The 20,579-nt window shown below is 74.1% G+C and carries 22 protein-coding genes; 14 read left to right on the top strand and 8 right to left on the bottom strand.

Features of this window, described 5'->3' with window-relative positions; all coding sequences use genetic code 11:
- The first annotated feature begins 194 nt into the window (after nt 1–194).
- The 3 genes from ACIHAD_RS06505 to ACIHAD_RS06515 all read left to right on the top strand — a co-directional run bounded on the left by ACIHAD_RS06505 (nt 195) and on the right by ACIHAD_RS06515 (nt 1,806).
- Nucleotides 195–770: a YybH family protein gene (locus tag ACIHAD_RS06505; protein WP_397353320.1), complete on the top strand. Its 576-nt coding sequence runs from the start codon at nt 195–197 to the stop codon at nt 768–770.
- Nucleotides 771–840: 70 nt separating this feature from the next.
- Entirely contained in the window at nt 841–1,122 is a 282-nt protein-coding gene (locus ACIHAD_RS06510) for a metal-sensitive transcriptional regulator (protein WP_352322745.1), read from the top strand.
- A gap of 42 nt (nt 1,123–1,164) precedes the next feature.
- On the top strand, nt 1,165–1,806 hold the full coding sequence (locus ACIHAD_RS06515; RefSeq protein WP_397353321.1) for a class I SAM-dependent methyltransferase: 642 nt from the start codon (nt 1,165–1,167) through the stop codon (nt 1,804–1,806).
- A gap of 73 nt (nt 1,807–1,879) precedes the next feature.
- Here ACIHAD_RS06515 and ACIHAD_RS06520 read toward each other — a convergent pair whose 3' ends face one another.
- Nucleotides 1,880–2,122: a hypothetical protein gene (locus ACIHAD_RS06520; RefSeq protein ID WP_397353322.1), complete on the bottom strand. Its 243-nt coding sequence runs from the start codon at nt 2,120–2,122 to the stop codon at nt 1,880–1,882.
- A 61-nt stretch (nt 2,123–2,183) separates the two neighbouring features.
- On the opposite strand from ACIHAD_RS06520, the gene ACIHAD_RS06525 reads away from it, so the two are divergent.
- From ACIHAD_RS06525 to ACIHAD_RS06570, 10 genes are all read left to right on the top strand, one after another.
- Complete coding sequence (locus tag ACIHAD_RS06525) at nt 2,184–2,564, top strand: hypothetical protein (RefSeq protein WP_397353323.1); 381 nt, start codon at nt 2,184–2,186, stop codon at nt 2,562–2,564.
- A gap of 55 nt (nt 2,565–2,619) precedes the next feature.
- Nucleotides 2,620–3,558: a hypothetical protein gene (locus ACIHAD_RS06530; RefSeq protein ID WP_397353324.1), complete on the top strand. Its 939-nt coding sequence runs from the start codon at nt 2,620–2,622 to the stop codon at nt 3,556–3,558.
- Nucleotides 3,559–3,737: 179 nt separating this feature from the next.
- Nucleotides 3,738–4,076 carry an NADH-quinone oxidoreductase subunit A gene (locus tag ACIHAD_RS06535; protein WP_397353325.1) on the top strand — a complete coding sequence of 113 codons (339 nt, stop codon included), beginning with the start codon at nt 3,738–3,740 and terminating at the stop codon, nt 4,074–4,076.
- Nucleotides 4,077–4,114: 38 nt separating this feature from the next.
- The gene (locus ACIHAD_RS06540; protein ID WP_397353326.1) at nt 4,115–5,125 is read left to right on the top strand and encodes a hypothetical protein; all 1,011 of its coding nucleotides are present in this window, start codon (nt 4,115–4,117) and stop codon (nt 5,123–5,125) included.
- Nucleotides 5,126–5,153: 28 nt separating this feature from the next.
- Entirely contained in the window at nt 5,154–6,023 is an 870-nt protein-coding gene (locus ACIHAD_RS06545) for an NADH-quinone oxidoreductase subunit H (protein WP_397353327.1), read from the top strand.
- On the top strand, nt 6,020–6,517 hold the full coding sequence (locus tag ACIHAD_RS06550; protein ID WP_397353328.1) for an NADH-quinone oxidoreductase subunit J: 498 nt from the start codon (nt 6,020–6,022) through the stop codon (nt 6,515–6,517). Before ACIHAD_RS06545 ends, ACIHAD_RS06550 begins: the two co-directional genes overlap by 4 nt.
- Nucleotides 6,514–6,819: an NADH-quinone oxidoreductase subunit NuoK gene (gene nuoK, locus ACIHAD_RS06555; RefSeq protein WP_397353329.1), complete on the top strand. Its 306-nt coding sequence runs from the start codon at nt 6,514–6,516 to the stop codon at nt 6,817–6,819. Before ACIHAD_RS06550 ends, nuoK begins: the two co-directional genes overlap by 4 nt.
- Nucleotides 6,816–8,741 (top strand): proton-conducting transporter membrane subunit, encoded by a 1,926-nt coding sequence (locus ACIHAD_RS06560; RefSeq protein WP_397353330.1) that lies wholly within the window; start codon nt 6,816–6,818, stop codon nt 8,739–8,741. The genes nuoK and ACIHAD_RS06560 overlap by 4 nt, the downstream gene beginning before the upstream one ends.
- A gap of 3 nt (nt 8,742–8,744) precedes the next feature.
- Nucleotides 8,745–10,208, top strand: a complete 1,464-nt coding sequence (locus ACIHAD_RS06565; protein WP_397353331.1) for a NuoM family protein — start codon at nt 8,745–8,747, stop codon at nt 10,206–10,208.
- Nucleotides 10,205–11,569 (top strand): NADH-quinone oxidoreductase subunit N, encoded by a 1,365-nt coding sequence (locus ACIHAD_RS06570; RefSeq protein WP_397353332.1) that lies wholly within the window; start codon nt 10,205–10,207, stop codon nt 11,567–11,569. Before ACIHAD_RS06565 ends, ACIHAD_RS06570 begins: the two co-directional genes overlap by 4 nt.
- A 13-nt stretch (nt 11,570–11,582) precedes the next feature.
- On the opposite strand, the gene ACIHAD_RS06575 is transcribed toward ACIHAD_RS06570, so the two are convergent.
- Together ACIHAD_RS06575 and ACIHAD_RS06580 are read right to left on the bottom strand one after the other, a co-directional pair.
- Nucleotides 11,583–12,242 carry a FadR/GntR family transcriptional regulator gene (locus ACIHAD_RS06575; protein ID WP_397353333.1) on the bottom strand — a complete coding sequence of 220 codons (660 nt, stop codon included), beginning with the start codon at nt 12,240–12,242 and terminating at the stop codon, nt 11,583–11,585.
- 31 nt (nt 12,243–12,273) lie between these two features.
- Nucleotides 12,274–13,263: an ADP-ribosylglycohydrolase family protein gene (locus tag ACIHAD_RS06580; protein WP_397353334.1), complete on the bottom strand. Its 990-nt coding sequence runs from the start codon at nt 13,261–13,263 to the stop codon at nt 12,274–12,276.
- A gap of 76 nt (nt 13,264–13,339) precedes the next feature.
- On the opposite strand from ACIHAD_RS06580, the gene ACIHAD_RS06585 reads away from it, so the two are divergent.
- On the top strand, nt 13,340–15,262 hold the full coding sequence (locus ACIHAD_RS06585) for a Xaa-Pro dipeptidyl-peptidase (protein ID WP_397353335.1): 1,923 nt from the start codon (nt 13,340–13,342) through the stop codon (nt 15,260–15,262).
- 31 nt (nt 15,263–15,293) lie between these two features.
- Here the strand turns inward: ACIHAD_RS06585 and ACIHAD_RS06590 are convergent, their stop codons facing one another.
- From ACIHAD_RS06590 to ACIHAD_RS06610, 5 genes are all read right to left on the bottom strand, one after another.
- Complete coding sequence (locus ACIHAD_RS06590) at nt 15,294–17,117, bottom strand: RNA polymerase sigma factor (RefSeq protein WP_397353336.1); 1,824 nt, start codon at nt 17,115–17,117, stop codon at nt 15,294–15,296.
- 27 nt (nt 17,118–17,144) lie between these two features.
- A complete protein-coding gene (locus tag ACIHAD_RS06595) occupies nt 17,145–18,329 on the bottom strand; it encodes an FAD-dependent oxidoreductase (protein ID WP_397353337.1) in 1,185 nt (394 codons plus the stop codon).
- Nucleotides 18,326–19,066, bottom strand: a complete 741-nt coding sequence (locus ACIHAD_RS06600; protein ID WP_397353338.1) for a hypothetical protein — start codon at nt 19,064–19,066, stop codon at nt 18,326–18,328. The genes ACIHAD_RS06595 and ACIHAD_RS06600 overlap by 4 nt, the downstream gene beginning before the upstream one ends.
- 37 nt (nt 19,067–19,103) lie before the next feature.
- Complete coding sequence (locus tag ACIHAD_RS06605; protein ID WP_397353339.1) at nt 19,104–19,304, bottom strand: hypothetical protein; 201 nt, start codon at nt 19,302–19,304, stop codon at nt 19,104–19,106.
- Nucleotides 19,305–19,775: 471 nt separating this feature from the next.
- A complete protein-coding gene (locus ACIHAD_RS06610) occupies nt 19,776–20,516 on the bottom strand; it encodes a hypothetical protein (RefSeq protein ID WP_397353340.1) in 741 nt (246 codons plus the stop codon).
- Nucleotides 20,517–20,579: the final 63 nt, after the last annotated feature.

A 20,579-nucleotide genomic window follows, 5' to 3' on the forward strand; every position in this document is an offset into this window, starting at 1 on the left:
GTTGGCCGCACTGGAGGGACGCTATAGGCGGCCCTTGCCCATCCGGTCTCGGCGCGGCAACGATCGTGGCTCTGAATGATCTCACCAATGACAGTGAAGCGTGACCGTGAGTAATACCGGCCTCAGGTAAAGGCGTCGTGCGGAGTGCCTAAACCGGGCATTCGGTGACGACTGGCGCGGGCATCAACCCCGCCATGAGCAAGATTTTTCAGCGCAGGGCACTCCTGCTGGCCGCTGTCGTTCCCGTCGTCCTGGTCGCGGGCTGCTCCTCCGGGAGCAACACCCAGGCGATGAAGGGCGAGGCCAGCCCGGCGACGCCGACCGAGACCATGATGACGCCCACCGAGACCGGCATGGAGTCGCCGACCACGACCGAGACCATGACCGAGACCGCCACGCCGACCGGCACCATGACGGCGGCCACCCAGCCGCGCGCCGCCGTCCAGAACTACTTCGACGCCCTGAAGTCCGGCAACGTGGACGCGGTCGTGAAGACGTTCACCAACGACGCCGTGGTGGCCATGGACGGGCAGGCCACGGCCACGGGCTCGCAGGCCATCCGCAGCCTCTTCCAGAAGCAGCTCCAGGACGGCGCCGACCTGAAGTCGGCCACGCACACCATCGACGAGACGCGGAACGCGGGCAGCCAGGACGCCTTCGCGCGCTCGACCAGCAAGCAGGGGGACACCACCTACCGCGAGCTCTTCATGCTCACGCACCAGGGCGGCCAGTGGCTGATCTCGCGCTTCATGAACAACCAGGGCGGCTGACGGACCTCGCCAGGAATACGGTAGGGGGGTACCGTGTTGCGGTCGGTGTAGCGAGCGAGAGGACCGGGAGATGGCCGGGTACACCGACGGCAAGCAGGACCACCTCCGGCGGCTGCGCCGGATCGAGGGCCAGGCGCGGGGCATCCAGCGCATGGTGGAGGACGACAAGTACTGCATCGACATCCTGACCCAGGTGTCGGCGACGACCAGCGCGTTGCAGTCGTTCGCGCTGTCGCTGCTGGAGGAGCACATGGCGCACTGTGTGGTCGAGGCGGCGCGCAAGGGCGGGGCCGAGGCGGAGGCCAAGGTCAAGGAGGCGGCCGACGCCATCGCCCGCCTCGTCCGTTCGTGACGGATCGCGCGGCGCGGGCGGGGGCGGGTTAGCGTGGGGGACGTGCAGGACCTGTCGCGGTTCCAGAACCCCCGCTTCGCCCAGGCGTACGAGCGGATGAGCGCCGAGTCGGAACGGCGTGGCGCGGCCGAGCACCGGCGGCGCCTGCTGGCCGGGCTGAGCGGGCGGGTGCTGGAGATCGGCGCGGGCAACGGGATGAACTTCGCGCACTACCCGGCGACGGTCCGCGAGGTGGTCGCCGTCGAGCCCGAGGACCGGCTGCGCGAGCTGGCCGGCCGGGTCGCGGCCGGTGCGCCGGTGCCCGTGCGGGTGGTCGCCGGGCACGACGCGGACCTGCGCTTCGAGGACGGTTCCTTCGACGCCGTGGTGCTCTCGCTGGTGCTGTGCTCGGTGCCGGACCAGCGGGTGACGCTCGGCGAGGTGTCCCGGGTGCTCAGGCCCGGGGGCGAGGTGCGGTTCTACGAGCACGTGCGCTCCTCGCGGGCCGCCGGCGCGCTGGTGCAGGATCTCGTGACGCCGCTGTGGCGGCGGATGGCCGGCGGGTGCCGCCTCAACCGCGACACCGAGCGCGCCATGGCCGACAGCGGCCTGGTGGTCGAGGAACGCGAACGGTTCGCGTTCCGGCCGTTGCCGTTGTCGCCGAGTATGCCGCACATTCTGGGACGCGCCAGAAAACCCGCTTGACCGGTTGTCCGGCCGGTTCGTCACGGTGGCTGTGGCGAGAAATCTGGAAAATGGGCTTTTGTTCTGATGCGCGTTATTGTGTTGCGGTGTCGCCGGGGATGCGCGGAGTGATGCGGCGCTGATCCACCAGTGCCAGATAGACCGCGAACGCCCCCTGCGCCCACATCCCGGCCTGCTGCCCGGTCAGCCGCACCTCCTCGCCCTCATGCGTGACGATCAGGTAACCGCCCGGCGCGCGTCGCCAGGCCACCAATACGTTCTCGTAAACCAGAACGTCGAGCATCGCGGTCAGATATTCGCCTGCGGTGGCGGACACGGCGTAATCCTCCTCGCTCCTCGCCGAATTCTCGCCCTGATTTCCTCGTGCTGACTCCATTGTGCTCGCCGTACCGGAAATTGTCGCACCCGTCTGGCATGTTCCCGGCATAAATGCTGTCGCCGTTCCCGGCTTCCGCCGCCACACCGTCTGGGGCCTCCACGTCGCCGTGGGCGGCGAGCGGCCGGCCGTCCCGCTGCTGCCCGGCTTCCCCCAGACCCATCTCGCCCGGCGGCACGTCGGCCCGCTGCTCGCCGACCGCTTCCACGTCGTCTGCCCCGGCCTGCAGGTCACCGGGAACGCGAGCGGATCGTGGACGATGCGCGCGCTCCGCCCTGATCGGCCACGACCGCGGCGCCCTGGCCGCCTACCGGACGGCCACTTCCTGCCCGAGTCCCAGCCGGAGGCGGTGGCCGAGGCGATCGGCAAGCTGCTCGTCTGATCCGCGGGCGGAACCTGGCGGGGCGGGGCGGTGTATGGGGGGGCGGAGGTGCACGATGAAAACAACTCTGGCCATGCCGGCCACGCTGGCCGCCCGGCGAGCGGCCGTCCCGGCCGCCCGGCCTGTAACCCGGCCGGCTGCCGTACGGGCCGTTGTGGCTGCCGTCCGGCGGGGCGTCGTGTCGGTGGGGCGGCTGGCGGCCGTGGTGGCTGTCCTGCTGGCCGTTCTGCCGGCGTTCGGATGGTGGGAGGCTCCGGCCTCCGCGTCCGTACGCGGGGGATGGGCGGTGACCTACCTCGATCCGCCGCCGGAGGTGTTCGGGGGTGGGAAGTCGTACACGGTGGGGTTCTGGGTGCTGCAGCACGGCACGCATCCCTACGTGGGCAAGCTCGACCCCGTCGGCCTGCGCCTCACCCGGGCCGACGGCAGGACCGTCACCTTCCCCGGCACCCCGCTCCCGGAGCCCGGCCACTACGCCACGTCGGTGGCCGTACCGGACGGGGTGTGGAAGGTGGCGGGCGTCCAGGGCTGGTTCGAGCCCTATGCGGTGGGGACGCTCACGGTTCCCGGGCGCCTGGTGGTCGACCCGGTGCCGCAGGACAAGGTGGCGACGTTCGGCGGGGACGGGAAAGACCCTTGGGGCGCGGTCCGGCCGCCGGGGTTCCCCATGGGCAAGAGCGCGCCCGTGTTGACGGGGGGCGAGGCCGACAGCGGAGGGAGCGCGACTACCGCGGTTCCGTCCACGGAGCCGCCGGGCGCCGAGGTGTCGTCCATGGAGGCGCCGGGCGTCGGGGCTGAAGGGGGCGGCGCTCCGGGGGGCAGGGTTCCGGCGTACGCGCTGCTGCCGGCGGCGGTGGGCGGCGCCTTGGTGGTGCTCGTGGCGATACGCCTGCCTCGTCTGGTGGGCAGGTCACGCCGTCCCGGTCGGAAGGACGGGGATCAGGGCCCTGCCGGCGAGGACGGCTCCTCGGAGACCCTCGTCATCGGCGGTTAACCGGACGGCGGACCTGGTCGGCGGGCTGGGGGCGTGTCGTCGGCGAGGGGGGCCGTCGTGTTCGTGCTGGTGAGAGGGCGGTTCGTGGGTGGATGTCGGTCGTGGGGAAGGGGGTTTCCGGTTGCTACGGTGAGTAGCAGGTTGTTCTGATCTTCGGGGCTCTGCGGCAGGTGAGAGCGGTGGGCGCTGTGCTGGGGCTCGTGGCGCTGCTCGCCGCCGGGGTCGCCGGGGTGTATCTGGCCTCCCTGATCCTGTCGCCCCGGGGAGTCGTGCCGGTGGGGCCGTTCCTGTCCGGGGCGCGGCCCCGGGAGCATGCCGTCTCCCGCTTCCACGTCCGGTGGTACGCCGTGACGCTGGTCTTCCTCGCCTTCGACATGGAGATGGTCTTCATGTACCCGTGGGCGATCGTGGTGGCCGAGGTGGGGGTCCCGGCGGTGGTGGAGATGTTCGCCTTCCTGGGGCTGCTGCTGGTCGGGGTTCTGTACGCGTGGCGGGAAGGGGCGTTCCGGTGGGCCTGAGGGGGTGGCTTCTTCGGCAGGCGGCGCTTCGGCCCCGGGTGCTCGTCGTCGCCTCCCCGTACGGGACGGGCGCGCGGCTGCTGGCCGAGGCGGAGGTGGGCCGTCGTGGATGGCCGGTGGCGGCGTCCCCGGCGGAGGCGAGCTTGGTGGTGGTGTGCGGGCGTCCGGGACCGGAGCTGGCGGGAGCCGTACGGGAGGTCTGGAGGGCGGTTCCGGTCCCCAGGGCGCTGGTGGAACTGCCGCCGGACGTCTCGGGTGGTGAGGTCGTGACCGCGTTGGACCGGGCGGTTCGCGTGCTGGGGGACGAGCGGGGCCAGTGGCGGGACGCCGGTGCCATGGCCTCGGGGACGCCTCGGGAGGGTGCGGACGAACCGCCCATGGCTGAGCGGGGGGCCGACCGGGACGGGTTGAAGCTGGATCGGCTTCACGTGCCGTTGGGGCCCGTACTCGTGGACTGGCCGGCGGGGCTGGTGGTGGAGACCGTCCTGCAAGGGGACGTGATCCAGGAGGCGGAGGTGCGGGCTCTTCCGGCTGAGGGCGCGGGGAGTGCGTTCTGGGGACCGGGGTCGGGGGCGAGCCGGGAGGAGGCACGGCGGCGTACGGCGGCGGCCCGTCTGGACAGCCTCGGCAGGCTGCTCGGCGTGGCCGGATGGCCCGCCGCCGCGAGAGACGCCCGGCGCCTGCGGGACCGCCTGCTCGCGGGCGCCGTCGATGACGGGGCAAGGCGTCGGTGTGTCCGGTTCACGCGGCGGGTGCGTCGGTCATGGGTGCTGCGGTGGATGCTGCGCGGCGCCGGTGAGCTCGGCCCCGACGCGCCGCGGCCGCTGCGGGGGGACACCCTGGATCGGGTGCGCCGGTGGCTCGACGACGTTGAGGCCCTGACCGAAGAGTGTTCCGGGCCTGAGGACGGCGGGGACGTCCCGGTGGACGGGGTGCTGGCGTTGTTGCCCGGCCTGTTGGCCGGGGCCGAGCTCGCCGTGGCGCGGCTGATCGTGGCCGGTCTCGATCCGGACCTCGACCGGCTGCCGTCGGTAGCCAGGGACGGGTGAATCGGTGGTTGTGGGGACGGCTCTGGGGATGGCGGTGCTGACGTGGGGCGCGGCGGCCTTCGACGCGGCGCTCGGCGCGGGCCGGGGCTCGTGGCGGGCGGCGGCGGTGGCGCCGTTCCGGGAGGGGGCGCGGCTGGTGGTGCAGCAGCGGCGGCGGACGGACAGGGCCGACGTCCTGCTCACCAGGGCCGGGGTCGTGGTGTTGCCGCTGGCCGCGCTGCTGGCGGCCGTCGTCCTGCCGGTCGGGGGTGCGCCGGTGCTGGACCTGGGGGCGGGGGTGGTGTGGTTCAACGCCATGGAGGTGTGCGTCTGGGGGGCTCTGTGGCTGGTCGGGTGGGGGGTCAACGCGGTGTGGCCGCTGGTCGGCGGCTACCGGTTTCTGGCGCAGGGCCTGGCGTACGAGCTGCCGCACATGTTCGTGCTGATCACCGCGGGCGTGGGGGCCGGGTCGTTGCGGTTCGCGGACGTCGTGGCGGCGCAGCGGGGGTTGTGGTTCGTGGTGTGGATGCCGGTCGCGTTCGTGGTCTATCTGGTGTCGGCGGTGGCGATGGCGTTCTGGGGGCCGATGTGCCAGCCCGTCGGCCGGGACGTGTGCGGCGGCGTGCCGGGCGAGCTGGGCGGCCCCGACCGGCTGGTCTTCCTGGCCGGACGCTACGCGCTGCTGGTCGTGGCGGCGGCCGGGGCGGTGCCGTTGTTCCTCGGGGGCGCGGCGGGGCCGGTGTTGCCCGGCTGGGCGTGGGGGCTGCTCAAGACCGTGGCGGTGCTCGCCGTGCTGGTGCTGGTCAGGCATCGGGTGCCGGTCGTGCGGATGGACCGGTTCGTGCAGTTCGCGTGGGTGGTGCTGATCCCGGTCACGCTCGTGCAACTGCTGGTCGTCGCGATGGTGGTGCTGCCGTGAACGTGGCGTTCTGGGCGCTGGCGGTCGTCGCGGTGGCGGGCGGGGTGGCGGTGTTCGTGGTGGACTCGATGGCGCGGGCGACGTTCGCGCTGCTGGTGTCCTTGCTGGCGGTGGGCGGGACGCTGCTGCTGATCGACCTGGAGTACCTGGGGGTGCTGGTCGTCCTCATGATGGTCATGGAGATGATGGTGATGGCCGTCTTCATGATCATGTACATGATGAACCCGGCCGGGCTCATGCCGATGAAGATGGTGCACAACCGGCGCGGCGCGGCGGCCATCGCCGGGACGGTGTTCGTCCTGCTGGCGTCAGGGGCGCTGCTCGCTTCCTGGCCGAGCCGGCGCGGACGGCCGCCGGCGGACCCCACGCACGCGCTCGGCCTGTCCCTGATGGGGCCGAAGATGCTGGTCATGATGGTCGTCGGGGTGTCCGTCCTGGCGACGATGATCTCGGCCGTGCTGCTGGCCACCCACCGGGGACGGTACGACCGGTGACACTCCAGGCCTTCCTGCTGCTGGCCGCCGCCCTGTTCTCCGTCGGCCTGTACGGCGTCCTGTCCCAGCAGTCGATCGTCATGCTCATGATGGGCCTCGAACTCATGATCAACGGCCTGATCGCGGCCGGCGGCGCCTTCTGGTACCACGTCGCCCCGGCCGCCGCGGACGGCCAGGTCCTCGTCCTGGTGGCGGTCACCGTGATGGCCCTGGAGATGGCGATGGGCTTCGCCGTCACCACGGCCGTCTTCCGCGCCCGCGACGTGGACATGACCGATGCCGCCGGAGACCTCAGAGGATGAGCCCGTCCCTGTGGTTGCTGCCCGCGCTGCCCGCCGCCGCCGGCGCGCTGCTGATCCCGGTACGCCGCGCCGCCCCCGCCCTGTCCGTCGCCACGGCCGCCGTGACGCTCGGGCTGGCCGTGCACGCGGCGGTGACCAGGCCCTCGGCGACGGCCCGGTTGATCTTCGGCGAAGGGCTGGCCGTGGACGGGCTCTCGGCCGTCATGGTGGTCACCGTGGCGGCGGTCGGGCTGGCCGTGCTGGTGTTCGCCGCCGGAGAGCCGCGGTCGGGACGCTTCCACGGGCTCATGCTGATCTTCCTGGGCGCGATGCTGGCGACGGTGACCGCGACGGACCTCGTCCTGCTGCTGATGGGCTGGGAGGTCATGGGCGCGATGTCGTACGCGCTGATCGGCTACCGGTGGCGCGACCGGGAGCACGTACGGTCCGGCGCCGTCGCCTTCGTCACCACCCGGGCCGGCGACCTGGGCCTTTACGTCGCCTGCGGCGCGGCGCTGGCCGGCGGCGGCGGGCTGGCGCTCGCCGGGCTGCCGGGGCTGCCTCCGCCGTGGCGTGACCTGGTGGCGGGCGGGGTCGTGCTGGCGGCGCTCGGCAAGTCGGCGCAGGGGCCGTTCGCGTTCTGGCTGTCGCGGGCGATGGTGGGCCCGAGCCCGGTGTCGGCCTTCCTGCACGCGGCGACCATGGTGGTCGCGGGGGCGTACCTGCTGATGCGGCTGCACGCCCTGCTCGCGGTCACCGGCTGGGCGGCGGCGGTGGTGGCCTGGACGGGGGCCGTGACGGCGCTGCTGCTCGGGCTGGTGGCGGTGGCGCAGCGGGACCTCAAGCAGCTCCTGGCCGCCTCGACCTGCGCGCAGGTCGGGTTCATGGTGCTGGCGGCGGGGGTGCCGGCGGTCTCGGGCGGGACGGCCCACCTGGTCGCGCACGCGGCGGTCAAGAGCCTGCTCTTCCTCGCGGCGGGGGCCTGGCTGGCGGCGCTCGGCACCGAGGACCTGGCCGGGCTGCACGGGGCGGCGCGGCGGTTCCCGCTGGTGGGTGTGGTGTTCGGGGTGGGGGCGATGGCCTTGGCGGGGGTGCCGCCGCTGTCGTTGTGGGTGACCAAGGACGCCGTCCTGAGCGGGGCCGGGCAGCCGGGGCCGCGCGTGGTGGGGTTCGCGGCGGGGGTGGTGGCCGCGCTGTACGCGGGCAAGGCGCTGGCCGAGGTCTGGCGGCCCGCCGACGCGGCCACCGGGACCGGGACCGGGGCCGGGGCCGGGAGCGGGGGCGGGAGCGGGGGCGGCGGCGGGACCGAGCGGCGGGCCTCGGGTGGGGTGGCGGGGCCGGAACTGCTGCCGCTGCCCGTGCTCGCCCTGGTGGCGGCCGGGTTCGGGGTGGTCGGGCTGCCCGCGGTGCACGGCTGGTGGTCCCGGCTGGTCGGCGATCCGGACGCGCCCGGCCTCACGGCGGGCGGGCTGGCCCTGTCCGGGCTCCCGGCGCTCGCCCTGGTGACGGCCGCGATCGCGGTGAGGCCCGGGAAGGCCGCGATCGCGGTGAGGCCCGGGAAGGCCGGGATCGCGGTGAGGCCCGGGAAGGCCGCGATCGCTTACGGAGGCGGGGTTTTCGGGCGGTGGCTGGGGCTGGAGAGGGTGGCGCGGGGTGTGGTGTGGGAGCCGCTGCTGGGGGCGGCGCGGTGGGTGGCGTGGTTCGACGAGCGGGTCGTGCAGGGCACGGTCGAGGCCGTCGCGCGGGCCGGGCTTTCGGCCGCGCGGCTGGCCGCGAGCCCGTTCGAGGCAGGGCTGGACGGCCTCGTACGGCGGGTCGGCGGCGCCGTACGACGCCTCGGCGGGCTGGCCAGGCGCCCGCAGACCGGACAGGTCCACACCTACTTCGCCCAGGCCGCCGTCGCCCTCGTCGTGCTGGCCGTCGTGTTCGCGATCGTGAGGTGAGGCGTGCTCGACGTCGTGGTGTTCCTGCCGCTGGCCGCCGCCGCCCTGCTCGTCCTGCCGGGCGTCACCGCGCGCGCGGCGGGCCGGATCTGGCTGGCCGCCTCCGCCGCCGACCTCGCCCTGGTCATCGTCCTGTGGACCGGGTACGGAGGCGGCCTGGCGTACGAGACCAGGCTGCGCTGGATCCCGACGGCGGGCGCCGGCTACCACGTCGGCGTGGACGGCCTGTCGCTCCCGCTGATCGCCATGACCGCGGTGCTGTTCCTGCTCTGCGCCGTCCACTCGCTGCGCGAGCCCACCAGGCCCAAGGCGTACGCGGCGCTGTTCCTGTTCCTGCAGACCGTCTCCACCGGGCTGTTCGCGGCGCTCGACCTGCTGCTGTTCTTCGTCTTCTTCGACCTGTCCATCGTCGGCATGTACTTCGTGATCGTCGGCTGGGGGCACGGCGACCGGGCCAGGTCCGCGCTGACGTTCTTCCTCTACACGTTCCTCGGCTCGCTGGCGCTGCTGCTCGGCTTCATCGGCCTGTACCTGGCCGCCGAGCCGCACACCTTCGACCTCGCCGACCTCACCCGCCGCCCGCCGGACGCGGGCGCGGCGGTGCTGCTCGCGATCGGGATCGGCCTGGGGGTCAAGACGCCGGTCGTGCCCGTGCACACCTGGCTGCCGCCCGCGCACACCGACGCCCCGGCCGCGGGCTCGGCCGTCCTGGCCGGGGTGCTGCTCAAGATGGGCACGTACGGGCTGGCCCGCATCGCCGTGCCGCTGCTGCCCGGCCCATGGCGCTCGTACGCCTGGCTGGTCATCCTGATCGGCCTGCTCAGCGTCCTGTACGGCGCCCTGGTGGCGCTCGCCCAGGAGAACCTCAAACGGCTGATCGCCTACACCTCGGTCAACCACATGGGCTACGTCGTCCTCGCCCTGGGCGCCGCCGGGCTGGCCGGCGGCCCGGCGCGGGCCAGGGAGCTGGCGGTCACCGGCGCGGTCACCCAGATGGTCAGCCACGGCCTGGTCACCGGCGCGCTGTTCCTGATCACCGGCGTGTTGTGGGACCGCGCGGGCGGCTACGCCCTGGGCCGGTACGGCGGCATCGCCGGACGGGCGCCCGTGCTGACCTGGCTCACGGCGGTGGCGGCGTTCGCCTCGCTCGGGCTTCCGGGATTGTCCGGGTTCATCGCGGAGTTCCAGATCTTCACCGGGGTGATCGGCTCGGGGGCCGTCGTCGCAGGCGCGCTCTCCGTCGTCGGCATCCTGATCACCGCGGCGCTGTTCCTGCGGGTCCTCCAGCGCGCCTTCCTCGGCGAGCCGGGCGAGCTGACGCCGCGGGTCACCGACGTGCGGCCGCGGGAGCTGGGGGCAATCGCCCCGCTGCTCGTCCTGTCCCTGCTCATCGGCCTGGCCCCGCGCCCGCTGCTCGACCTGATCGAGCCCGCCGCCCGCGCCGTCGTCGCCCTGGCGGGCCGATGACCGCACCCCATGGCGGCGCGGCGGTGACCCTCCTGCTGCCCGAGGTCCTGATGCTGGCGGGGGCCGTGGCGGCGCTGGTCGCGGGGCTGTTCGTGGCGCGCCACCGGCAGCGCGTCGCCGCCTGGGTCTGCATGGCGGCGCTCGCCGGGGCCGCCGCCGCGAGCGCCGCCGCCCTGCGCCGCCCCGCCGCCCTGGCCTTCGACGCCTACGCCGTCGATCCGCCGACCGGCGTGGCCCGCGTGACCGTCTGCCTGGCCACCCTGCTCGCCGTGTGGCTGGCGACCGGCCGGGCCAGGGGTGACAGCAGGGAGACCGAGCTGTACACCCTGATGGTGCTGGCCGCGCTGGGGTCCGTCCTCATGGCGGGGGCGGACGACCTGCTCGTGCTGGTGGCGGCGTACCTGCTGGCGAGCATCCCGGCGTACGCGCTGGCGGGCTTCGCCAAGGACGCGTCCGGCACGGAGGCGGCGCTCAAGTACTACCTGATGGGCGCGTTCCTCGGCGTGCTCATGCTGGCCGGGGCCACCCTCGTGTACGGCTGGTCCGGCGCCACCGCCTACCCCGTCGCGCGGGCCCCGGCCGTGGGCGCGGTGCTGCTGCTGGCCGGGCCGCTGTTCAAGGCCGGGGGAGCGCCCGCGCACTTCTGGGTGCCCGACGTCACCGAGGGCACGTCGGCGCCGGTGGCGGCGTTCGTCACCACGGTGCCCAAGATCGGGGCGCTGGTGGCGCTGTACCGGCTGGCGACGACGGTGCTCGACGAGCCCGCGCTGCTCGCGGTGCTGGCCGCCGGCACGATGACGCTGGGCAACCTGGCCGCCTTCCAGCAGGAGAACGTACGGCGGCTGCTGGCGTACTCGACGGTCAGCCAGGCCGGTTACCTGCTGGTCCCGGTCGCGATGGCGGGACGCACCGGCCTGGCCGCGCCCGCGCTGCTGTTCTACCTGGCCGCCTACGCGGTCACGAACCTGGGCGCGTTCGCCGTCGTGGTCGCCACGGGGGCCGAGCGGCTGCGGGACTACGCGGGGCTCGGCCGGCGGTCGCCGTGGACGGCGTTCGCGCTGGTGGTCTGCCTGCTGGGCCTGGTCGGGACGCCGCCGACCGCCGTGTTCGCCGGGAAGCTGCTGATGTTCGCCGCGGCCTGGGACGGCGGGTACGCCTGGCTCGCGGTGGTCGCCGCCGCCAACACCGTCGCGAGCCTCTTCTACTACCTGCGCTGGATCCGCCCGGTCTTCGCCCAGGAGGGCCCGGCGACGCCCGCCGCACCGGCCCGCGCCGTGTCGAGCCCGGTCGCGCAGGTGTGCGCCGCCGCCTCGGTCCTCCTCGGCCCGGCCGCCGCTCTCGCCCTGCTGATCGCCCGCTGAACGGGCGCGTGGGTCACAGTTCGCGTTCCTGGTCGTCGAGGATGGCGACCGAGACCTCGACCGCCCTGGCCGCGTCGCCCGCCTCGATCGCCGCCAGCAGGTCGTCGTGCGACGGGTCCGGCGCCAGCGCCGCCTGCTCCTTGTCCCTGACGCTCTCGCGCAGCGCGTCGCGCATGCTGCGGTAGAGGTCGGCCAGCAGCGGGTTGTGCGCCGCGTCGGCCACCAGCAGGTGGAAGTCGGCGTCGGCGTCGGCGAACCCGTCGAGGTCGCCGGTGCGCGCGGCCGACCCGCGGCGGGCCAGCGCCTCGCGCATCGCGGTCACGTCGTCGCCGGTGCGCTTGACCGCCGCCAGCCGGGCGGCCACCAGGTCGAGCCCGCGGCGCACGTCGATGATGTCCATCGCGGCCGCCCGGTCGAGCCGCCGGCGCAGCGCCACCTGCGCCTCGTCGGTGGCGGTCACGTACGTGCCGTCGCCCTGCCTGGTCTGCAGCAGCCCGGCGTGGGCCAGCACCCGCACCGCCTCGCGCACCGACAGCCGGCTCATGCCGAGGCTCTCGGCGAGCCGGCTCTCGGACGGGATCTTCGTCCCGACCGGCCACGCCCCGCTGCTGATCTCCCTGCGGAGCTCTTCGATGGCGGAGTCGACGAGCGAGGTCCGCGCGACGTTTCGCATGCGATCCCTTCCGTCCCGGTGAGCCTCCAGCCTAGAGGAGCGCGGCGGCCAGGCGCTCGATCGTGTCGCGTCCCTCCAGCGGTGTCAGCCAGGCGGCCGGCAGCGCCGCCGCGCCGCGCAGCGCGCCCACCAGGTTGCCGCAGACCGAGCCGGTCGAGTCGCTGTCGCCCGAGTGGTTGACCGACAGCAGCAGCGCCCGCTCGGGCGACGGCTCGGCCAGGGCGCAGTAGACGCCGATGGCCAGCGCCTCCTCGGCCACCCACGCGCCGCCCAGCGACTCGACCCGCTCGGGGGAGTGCGGGCCGGACGCGGCCAGGTCGAGCGCCGCGCGCAGGGCGCCGGACGTCTCCTCGTGCCGCGGCTGACCGGCCAGCAGGCCGAGGGCGTGGTGGACGGCGGCCTCCAGGGGCTCGCCGGTCATCAGGCGGGCGATGATCGCGGCGAACGCGCCCGCGGCCAGGTAGCCCGTCGGGTGGCCGTGGGTGATCTGGGCGCAGACCGCCGCCAGCTCGAACGCCGCGCCCGCGTCGTACGGCGCCACGAGGCCGAACGGCGCCGAGCGCATCACCGTGCCGCAGCCCTTGGAGCCGGGGTTCACCGGGCCCGGCGTGCCGAACGGCGACGGGCCGGGGAAGGGCCGGCTCAGCCCGGACAGGCAGGCGTTGCCCGGGGCCCGCCGGGAGTACAGCCAGCCCTCCTCGCGCAGCGCGCCGGTCCGGTGGGGACGGTCGGCCGGCGGGGGAGCCTGGTGCTCCTGGGTGTCGAGCCAGCGCAGGTACGCCTGCCGCACCCCGCCGGGCGTGCGGTCGCCGGTCAGCGCCTCGACGGTGAAGAGGGTCATCTGGGTGTCGTCGGTGACGAGGGCGCTCGTGCCCCGCCAGGTGGCGACATATCCGGTGATGCCGTCCTGGCCATGATGCCTGCGGATCTCCCGCAGCGACTCGAACTCGATGGGCGCCCCGAGCGCGTCACCGATCGCGCCGCCGAGCAGGCAGCCCCGGATCCGGTCCTTTACGTCCATACGTGGGATCTTGTCAGCTTTGGGGACGGGTGAGAGATTGCGGGGGAAATTACGACACTCGTCACGGAGGTCACGCGTGCCACAATTACGCCCGGCCCTCTTCGCGGTCGCCCTCACCCTGGCGATCGCGACCCCGGCACAAGCCGCTGCCGGCCCCGGAATCACCGTCGAGAACGGCCGTACGCAGCCGGTCTTCTCCTACGCCGACGCCGTCCGCGAGCACGTGTACGTCGAGTCCACCGTGGACAGCGACCTCGACGGCGCGCTCGACAGGGTCAGGGTGGACATCATCCGTCCCAAGGAGTCCGGTCCGGGTCTCAAGGTGCCCGTGATCATCGACGAGAGTCCGTACTACGACAACTCCGGGCGCGGGAACGAGGGAGAGCGCAAGGAATACGACGCCTCCGGAAATGTCACGAAATTCCCTCTGTTCTACGACAACTACTTCGTCCCGCGCGGCTACGCCGTCCTCAACGTGGACATGCTCGGCACCACCAGGTCCGACGGCTGCCCCGACATGGGCGGCAAGGCCGACGTACTGGGCGGCAAGGCGGTCATCGACTGGCTGAACGGCCGCGCCAAGGCGGTCAGGGCCGACGGCACCCCGGCCGTGGCCGACTGGACCACCGGCAAGGCCGCCATGATCGGCAAGTCGTACGACGGCACGCTCGCCAACGCCGTGGCCGCCACCGGCGTCGAGGGCCTGAAGACGATCGTCCCCATCTCGGCCATCAGCTCCTGGTACAAGTACCAGCGCTCGAACGGCGTGGTCTACAACTACGACTACGCCTCCTGGCTGACGAACTACGTCGACACCGACCCCGAGGCCAAGTGCCAGGCCGTCCGCGACCGCATGGACGCCGAGGACGGCGACGACACCGGGAACTACACCGCCTTCTGGAACGAACGCGACTACCTCAAGGGCCTGCTCGGCGACGCCTCGAAGGTCAAGGCCAGCGTCTTCGTCGTGCACACGGTCAACGACCTCAACGTCCGGCCGGACAACTTCTCCGCCTGGTGGCAGGCCCTGGCCCAGCGCAACGTGCCGCGCAAGATCTGGGTCGGCCAGTACCAGCACGTGGACCCGTTCGACTTCGAGGGCCGCAGGGACCTGTGGGTGGACACCCTGCACCGCTGGTTCGACCACTGGCTGCACGGCGTCCGCAACGGGATCATGAACGAGCCCCGCGCCGACGTGCAGCTCGGCCCGGCGCAGTGGACCACCCAGCGCGACTGGCCGGCCCCGTACGCGCTCAAGGCCGTGCTGCGGCCCGCCGCCGACGGCTCGCTCGGCCTGCTCAAGGCCCGTGGGAACAGCACCGCCACCTTCACCGACCTCGCGCTGAGCGAGACCGAGATGGTGGCCGACGTCGGCGCTGCGAAGCCGGGCCGCGCGGCCTTCACCACCGGCGCGCTCCCGCTCGACCTGCGCCTGTCCGGCACCCCCACCGCCGACCTGCGGGTCAAGCTCGACAAGCCCACCGCCAACCTGACCGCCCTGCTCGTCGACTTCGGCGAGGACACCCGCGTCGACTGGCGGCGCGGCCAGGGCGTCACCACGCTCACCGAGGAGGACTGCCACGGCGAGAGCACCGCGGCCGACGACGCCTGCTACAAGAAGGTCACCACGAACGTGGCCACCCGCCCGCTGGAGATCGTCGCCCGCGGCTGGATCGACGTCCAGAACCGCGACTCGCTCAGCCAGGCCCGGCCGCTGCCCGTCGGCACGTACGGGACGGTCAGGTGGCTGACGCTGCCGCAGGACTACACTTTCAGGAAGGGCCACCGGATCGGCCTGGTGCTGGCCGGGACCGACACCACCTACACCAGTGAGGACGGCACCGGCGCGACCGTCACCGTCGATCTGGCCAGGAGCAGCGTGGCCGTGCCGTTCGTGCTCGGGACGCCGCTGGCCGACGTGCCCAAGGACAGCGCCACGTTCAGGGGACCGCAGCAGCTCGACCTGCCGGAGCCCGAGCCCGGGTTCCAGTTCTTCTAGCCGCGCGTGAGGCCCCGGCGGGTCCGGGGCCTCATCCGCAGTTGCTCCAGTGGACGCCGCGCTCGGCGTCGAGCCGCCGCACGCCCTTGTCCCTGGCGATCGTCCAGCCCACCTTCAGGGTGAGCGTGCCGCCGGCGGTCGCCGTGCCGCCGGTGCGCAGGCCGTCGCCGGTTGCGCGGCCCGTCCAGACGATGGTGATCCGGCCGCGCCGCACGTCGGGCCCTCCCGGGCAGCCGGGCCGCGAGCGCGGGTCCTTGACGCGGAACGTCGTGCCGTCCACGACGATGCCGCGCGTGCCGGTGGCCGAGACGACCCGGCAGGTCCCGGTGCACGCCAGGGAGAACGCCCCGGTGCGCCCGGACCCCAGCCACGCCGACCGGGGCGACAGCCGGGCCGTGGGCGGGGCCGGCCTCGGCAGCTCGGCCTTCCTGTCCAGGGACGACAGGCCGGAGCCGGCGGCCGGGCCGACCGCGGCCGTCCAGCGCGTGGGCGTCCCGGCCGGGACGCTCGACTGCGCCGCCGCCCTGGTGACCGTCGTCGCCGGGTGCGCGCGGGCGTTGAGCACCGCCCAGACCAGGCCCACCACCAGCAGCCCGACGCCCAGGAGCAGGCCGAGCCTGGCCACCGTGCGGATCGGGGCCTCGGCCTCCTGCTCGGGCTCGGCGGGCTGCTCCCGCCAGAACTCCTGCCAGGGCGCCTCGCCGTCGAGCCGGTCGAGGCCGCCGGGCTCGCCGTTCCAGCCGATGCCGCCGTACCGGATGATCATCGCGCCGGACGGGGCGGCGGCGCCGTCACCGCCACCGGCGTCCGCGCCGCCGACAGCGCTTCCGTTGGAGGTGCCGTTGGTCGTGCCGTTGACCACGGTGCCGCTGAGGCCGCCTTCGGCGCGGTCGCCGTACACGAGCTTGTCGCCCTGGGAGCCGCCGCGGAAGGGCCGGGTGCGGCTCGTCGGCGTGAACGGGTGCCGCCCGCGCGCCGCCCGCCCCGGGGGCTCCTGGTCGGCGGCGGCCGCGCCCGCCGCCGACCAGGGCTTTCCCGGTGTCGCCGTCGTGGGGTCGGCGACCGGGGGCATCGGCGTTGCCTCCACGCCCGGTGGAGCCGCGAGGGGCTCCACCAGGGTGCGTGCCTGCACGGGGAAGCCGTCCGCCCGCCAGAAAGGTGCGTCTCCGGGCAGCGGCTGCGCCGAGGCGAGCCGGGTGGGCAGTGTGCCGGGCAGCGCCGCGATCGGCAGCCGGCGCAGCAGCGTGGCGGCCGACATGGTCCTGGGCGCGGCCCGGCAGGCGGCGCAGCCCCGGATGTGACGGCTGATCCGGGCGCGGGCCCGGCGGCCCGGCGAGGTCACCCAGGCCGCCACCCGCGTGGTCAGATCAGGACATCCCGTACGGCCGCGTGCGGCGATGATCGCGGCGAACCAGCCCTCCAGCCCGTCGGCCGCCCGTGTCACGACGCCCCTGACCTCGTCCTGGCCCAGACCGAAGACGGTGGCCAGCTCGGCGTCGGACAGGCCGTGGCGCAGCGACAGGTCGAGCAGCTCGCGCAGCGGACGGTCGAGGGAGAGCAACGCCTCGGGCAGCAGCTCCGACATCCGCCCGGGACGCGACCACGAGCCGATGCTGGCCGGCTTGGCCACGAACGCGCGATGCGCGCGGGCCAGGGCGTAGAGCCAGGGCCGGTGCAGGGCGGGGTCGGGCATCCGGTCCGCGTAGAGGTGGGCGGACACCAGCGCGCCCGCGACCGCCTGCTCGGCGTCGCCCGCGGCCAGCTCGGTGCGGCAGTAGTCGTAGAGGCGGGAGCCGTGCGTGTCGCACAGCTCGCGGATGGCCTGGCGCGCTTCGTCCGAGAGCGTTCGCCACATGCGGTGTCACACCTCCTCAGCGGTGTCTCAGACGGGCCGGGCTCCGCCGGCGGAGCCGGGAACGGTGTCGAGCAGCGAGGCCTGCGCGAGATAGGCCCGCGTGGCCTCCGGATCACCGGCGATGGCCCGCAGCCCGGCCATCGCCGCGGCCAGCCGGGCGCTGTCGCGCTCGCGCACGCCGGCCAGCCGCGCCTCGCCGCGCGGGATCACCCGTTGCAGCAGCACGGCCCGCCGCCGCCACGCCCACGCCTCCAGCGCGGTGGGCGGCGCGAAACCGCCGAGCACGGCCGCGATCACCTGGCCGACCTCGACGGCGTCGTGGATGCCGGCGTTCATGTTGAGGCCGCCGACCGTGGAGGTCAAGTGGGCGGCGTCGCCGACGAACAGCACCCGCCCGCAGCGGTAGGAGGTCAGCACGCCCCTGGACAGCCCGAACCGGTCGGCCCCGGTCACGTGGATGGGCCCGCTCGCCCCCGGCAGGGCGCGGCGGACCAGCATCGAGACGTTGGGCGACGACAGCGGCTCGGTGGCGTCGCAGGGGATCCTGAAGATGATCCGCCAGTGGTCGGGCAGCGCGAGCAGCGTGCACGACTGCTGCACGTCGCGGACGTAGGTGAGCGGCGCCAGGCTCGGCAGCAGCCGGTCGAGCGGCGAGTCGGTGAACACCCGCAGCGCCTGCGTCGGGTAGGCCGACCTGGGGAAGGGCAGCCCGAGCGAGCCGCGTACCGTGCTGTGGCCGCCGTCGGCGGCGATCATGTAACGGGCCCGCGTCCAGGTGTGGCCGACGCGGACCCGGATGCCGGTGCCCCCCTCGGAGACCCCGTCGACGCGGGTGCCGAAGCGCACGTCGACGTCGGGGTAGGCGTTGAGGGCCGCGAGCAGCAGCGGGGTGAGCGCGGCCTGGTCGGCGTGGATCCTGAACGGGTGCTTGGTCAGCCCGTTGAGCCGGTTCATGCCCATCTCGGCCAGGACGATCCCCGACCGGTCGCGCCACTGCACCCGGTCGACCACGCGGCCCTTGGCGACGAGTTGCGAGGCCACGCCCAGCTCGTCGAGCAGGTCGAGCGTGGCCGGGTGGAAGGTGCAGGCCCGCGCCTGCACGGCGAGCTCGTTCTCCCGCTCCAGGACGGTGACCGGGATCCCGGCCCTGGCCAGCGAGAGCGCCGCGGTCAGCCCCGCCGGGCCGGCCCCGACCACGATGACGCCGTTCATGCGGGGCGCCTCCCCTGTTCCGCCATGTGGCGGCGGTAGGGCACCCGGCTGAGCGTGACGTGCTCGCCGATGGCCCGCGACAGGGCCCACCAGGCGGTGCAGAGGTTGGACGTGAGCAGTGTGCGGTCGTTGCCGGCGCTGAGCGGCCCGAGCACGGGCAGCGTGGCCATGCCGGTGCCGGTGAACAGCAGCACCGCGTCGCCCGGCACCTCGGCCCGCTCGACCTGGGTGATCAGCTCGGCCGGGGTGACCGCGTAGGAGGAGTAGCCGCCCTTGGCCGCCCGCACCTGGACGACCTGCGTGACGTTGAGCCCCGCCGTCTTCCAGAAGCGCTCGGCCAGCTCGGTCAGCCACGGCTGGTACGGCGAGACCAGCACGATGTCGCTCGCGCCGACGTGCTCGACCGCCTCCCTGGTCGCCTGCGTGGAGGAGGCGAACGGCACGCCGGTCGAGGCCGACAGCCGGGCGCACTGGTCGCCGTCCTCGTCGGGGCCCAGCAGGTAGCGCGCCTCGCTGCAGGCCATGACCAGGGCGTCGAGCGGCAGGCCGTCGAACGCGCAGACCATGCCGGGCAGGGCCGCGTTGTAGCTCTCCAGCCGTTCGGCGAGCGACACGCCCCGGTGCACGGGGAAGCGGGTGACGTGCATGTCGGCGCGCGAGCCGAGCAGGCGGGTCAGCTCGGGCTCCGCCGAGGGATTGGCGGGGGCGACGATCACGCCCACCCTGCCGCGGCTCATCTGACACCTTCCGGGTCGAGGACCGTCCGCATGACGGTCAGGCCAGTGCCTGGTCGATCTCGCCGATCGCCTGGACGGACACCTGCCGGATCCGGCGCAGCCGGTGGACGGTGCGCGCCGGGGCCTCGGCCCGCGCCGGCTCGTCCCGGCCCTCGCCCCTGGGCTCCGCGGGCAGGGGCCGCGCGCCCCTGGCGTGCACCTCGTGCGGCTGCCGCCTGGACACCTCGTCGGTGAGCATGATCACTCCTGTCGGTCGCGGATCTGGGTGAGGCGGGCCGGGCGCGGCCCGCGGACGTCATGGCCACCGGCACGGGGGCCCGCACGGACGCCGGCCCCCTGAGGGGGCGGTCGATCAGAGCCGTGGCGCCCGTCACGCCGATCGTCGCGCCCGGCGTGGCCGCCGTGCCGGTGGTGGCGACCGGGGAGCCGGGCGGGCCCGCCTCCCCGATCGCGGAGGCCGCCGCCCGGTCACGGGCGGACGGCCGCGAGGAAAGCCGGCCCCAGGCACTACCCCTTGAGTTGGCCAGCACGCCAGCCGCTACCGCGCCGGCCGTCAGCACCGTGCCGACTTTGTCGGACACGTGACGCACGGTGCCGGAGGGATGGGGTAGCGCCGGAGCCGGCCGCAGGAGGGCCGCCACCGTGGCCGCACGCGATGCGGACGGGCCGGTGGGCGGCGAGGCCCGGCGTCGGGCGAGGGGGATCGGCGTCATCGCGCCGTCTCCGGGTCGAGCGCGGCCGGCGCGGCGGCGGCCCTGTTGGGCACGCTGACGCAGACCATGCGCTCGGTCAGCCCCGCGCGCGGCCCGGAGGCGCGCGAGCGGACGGGCGGCGCGTCGCCGGCCACCGTGCGCGCGACCCTGGAGGCCAGCGCGAGGTGCTCGGCGCAGCGCCGGCTCACCTTCGACTCCAGCCCGGCCACCTGGGCCAGCCTGAGCCTGATCGGTTCCAGCGACGACCTGCGTTCGAGGCCGTCGAGGTCGGCCAGCCGGGCGGGCCAGCGCAGCGCGTCGCGGCAACGGTCGACCACGGCGGCGGGCAGCTCGGCGGCGGGCAGCCCCTCGTGCCGCAGCCGGGTGGCGATCATGACGGCCGCGAACGACGTGCGGTCGAAGTGGGCCAGCCGGCCGGTCAGGGCCGCGCCCAGCATCCTGGCGCGGTGGCCCAGGCACACCGGGCTCCAGCCGAGCAGCAGCAGCCGGTCGGGGCCCGGCTCGGTGTGCCAGCCGGCCAGCCGCAGCTCGCGGGCCATGCGGTGATGGAGACGCCAGAGGTGGCGCGGGCTGTCCAGCCAGATCTCGACCCCGCCGAGCGGCAGCTCGGCGACATGGACGTCGCGGCCGGTCAGCGGGCCGGCGATCCGCGCGCAGATGCGCCGGACCACCTGCTCCTGCCCCCGGGAGACCGGATCTTCCAGGAAGCGCGAGCCGCCGAGGGAGTCCATGGTCACGTCCGGCCACCTCCTCCCCGGAGACTCTCGCGAATCGTCCGGGCTGTTAAGCCACAGTTACCA

The sequence above is a fragment of the Nonomuraea sp. NPDC052265 genome, from assembly GCF_044547985.1.
Classification (GTDB): domain Bacteria; phylum Actinomycetota; class Actinomycetes; order Streptosporangiales; family Streptosporangiaceae; genus Nonomuraea.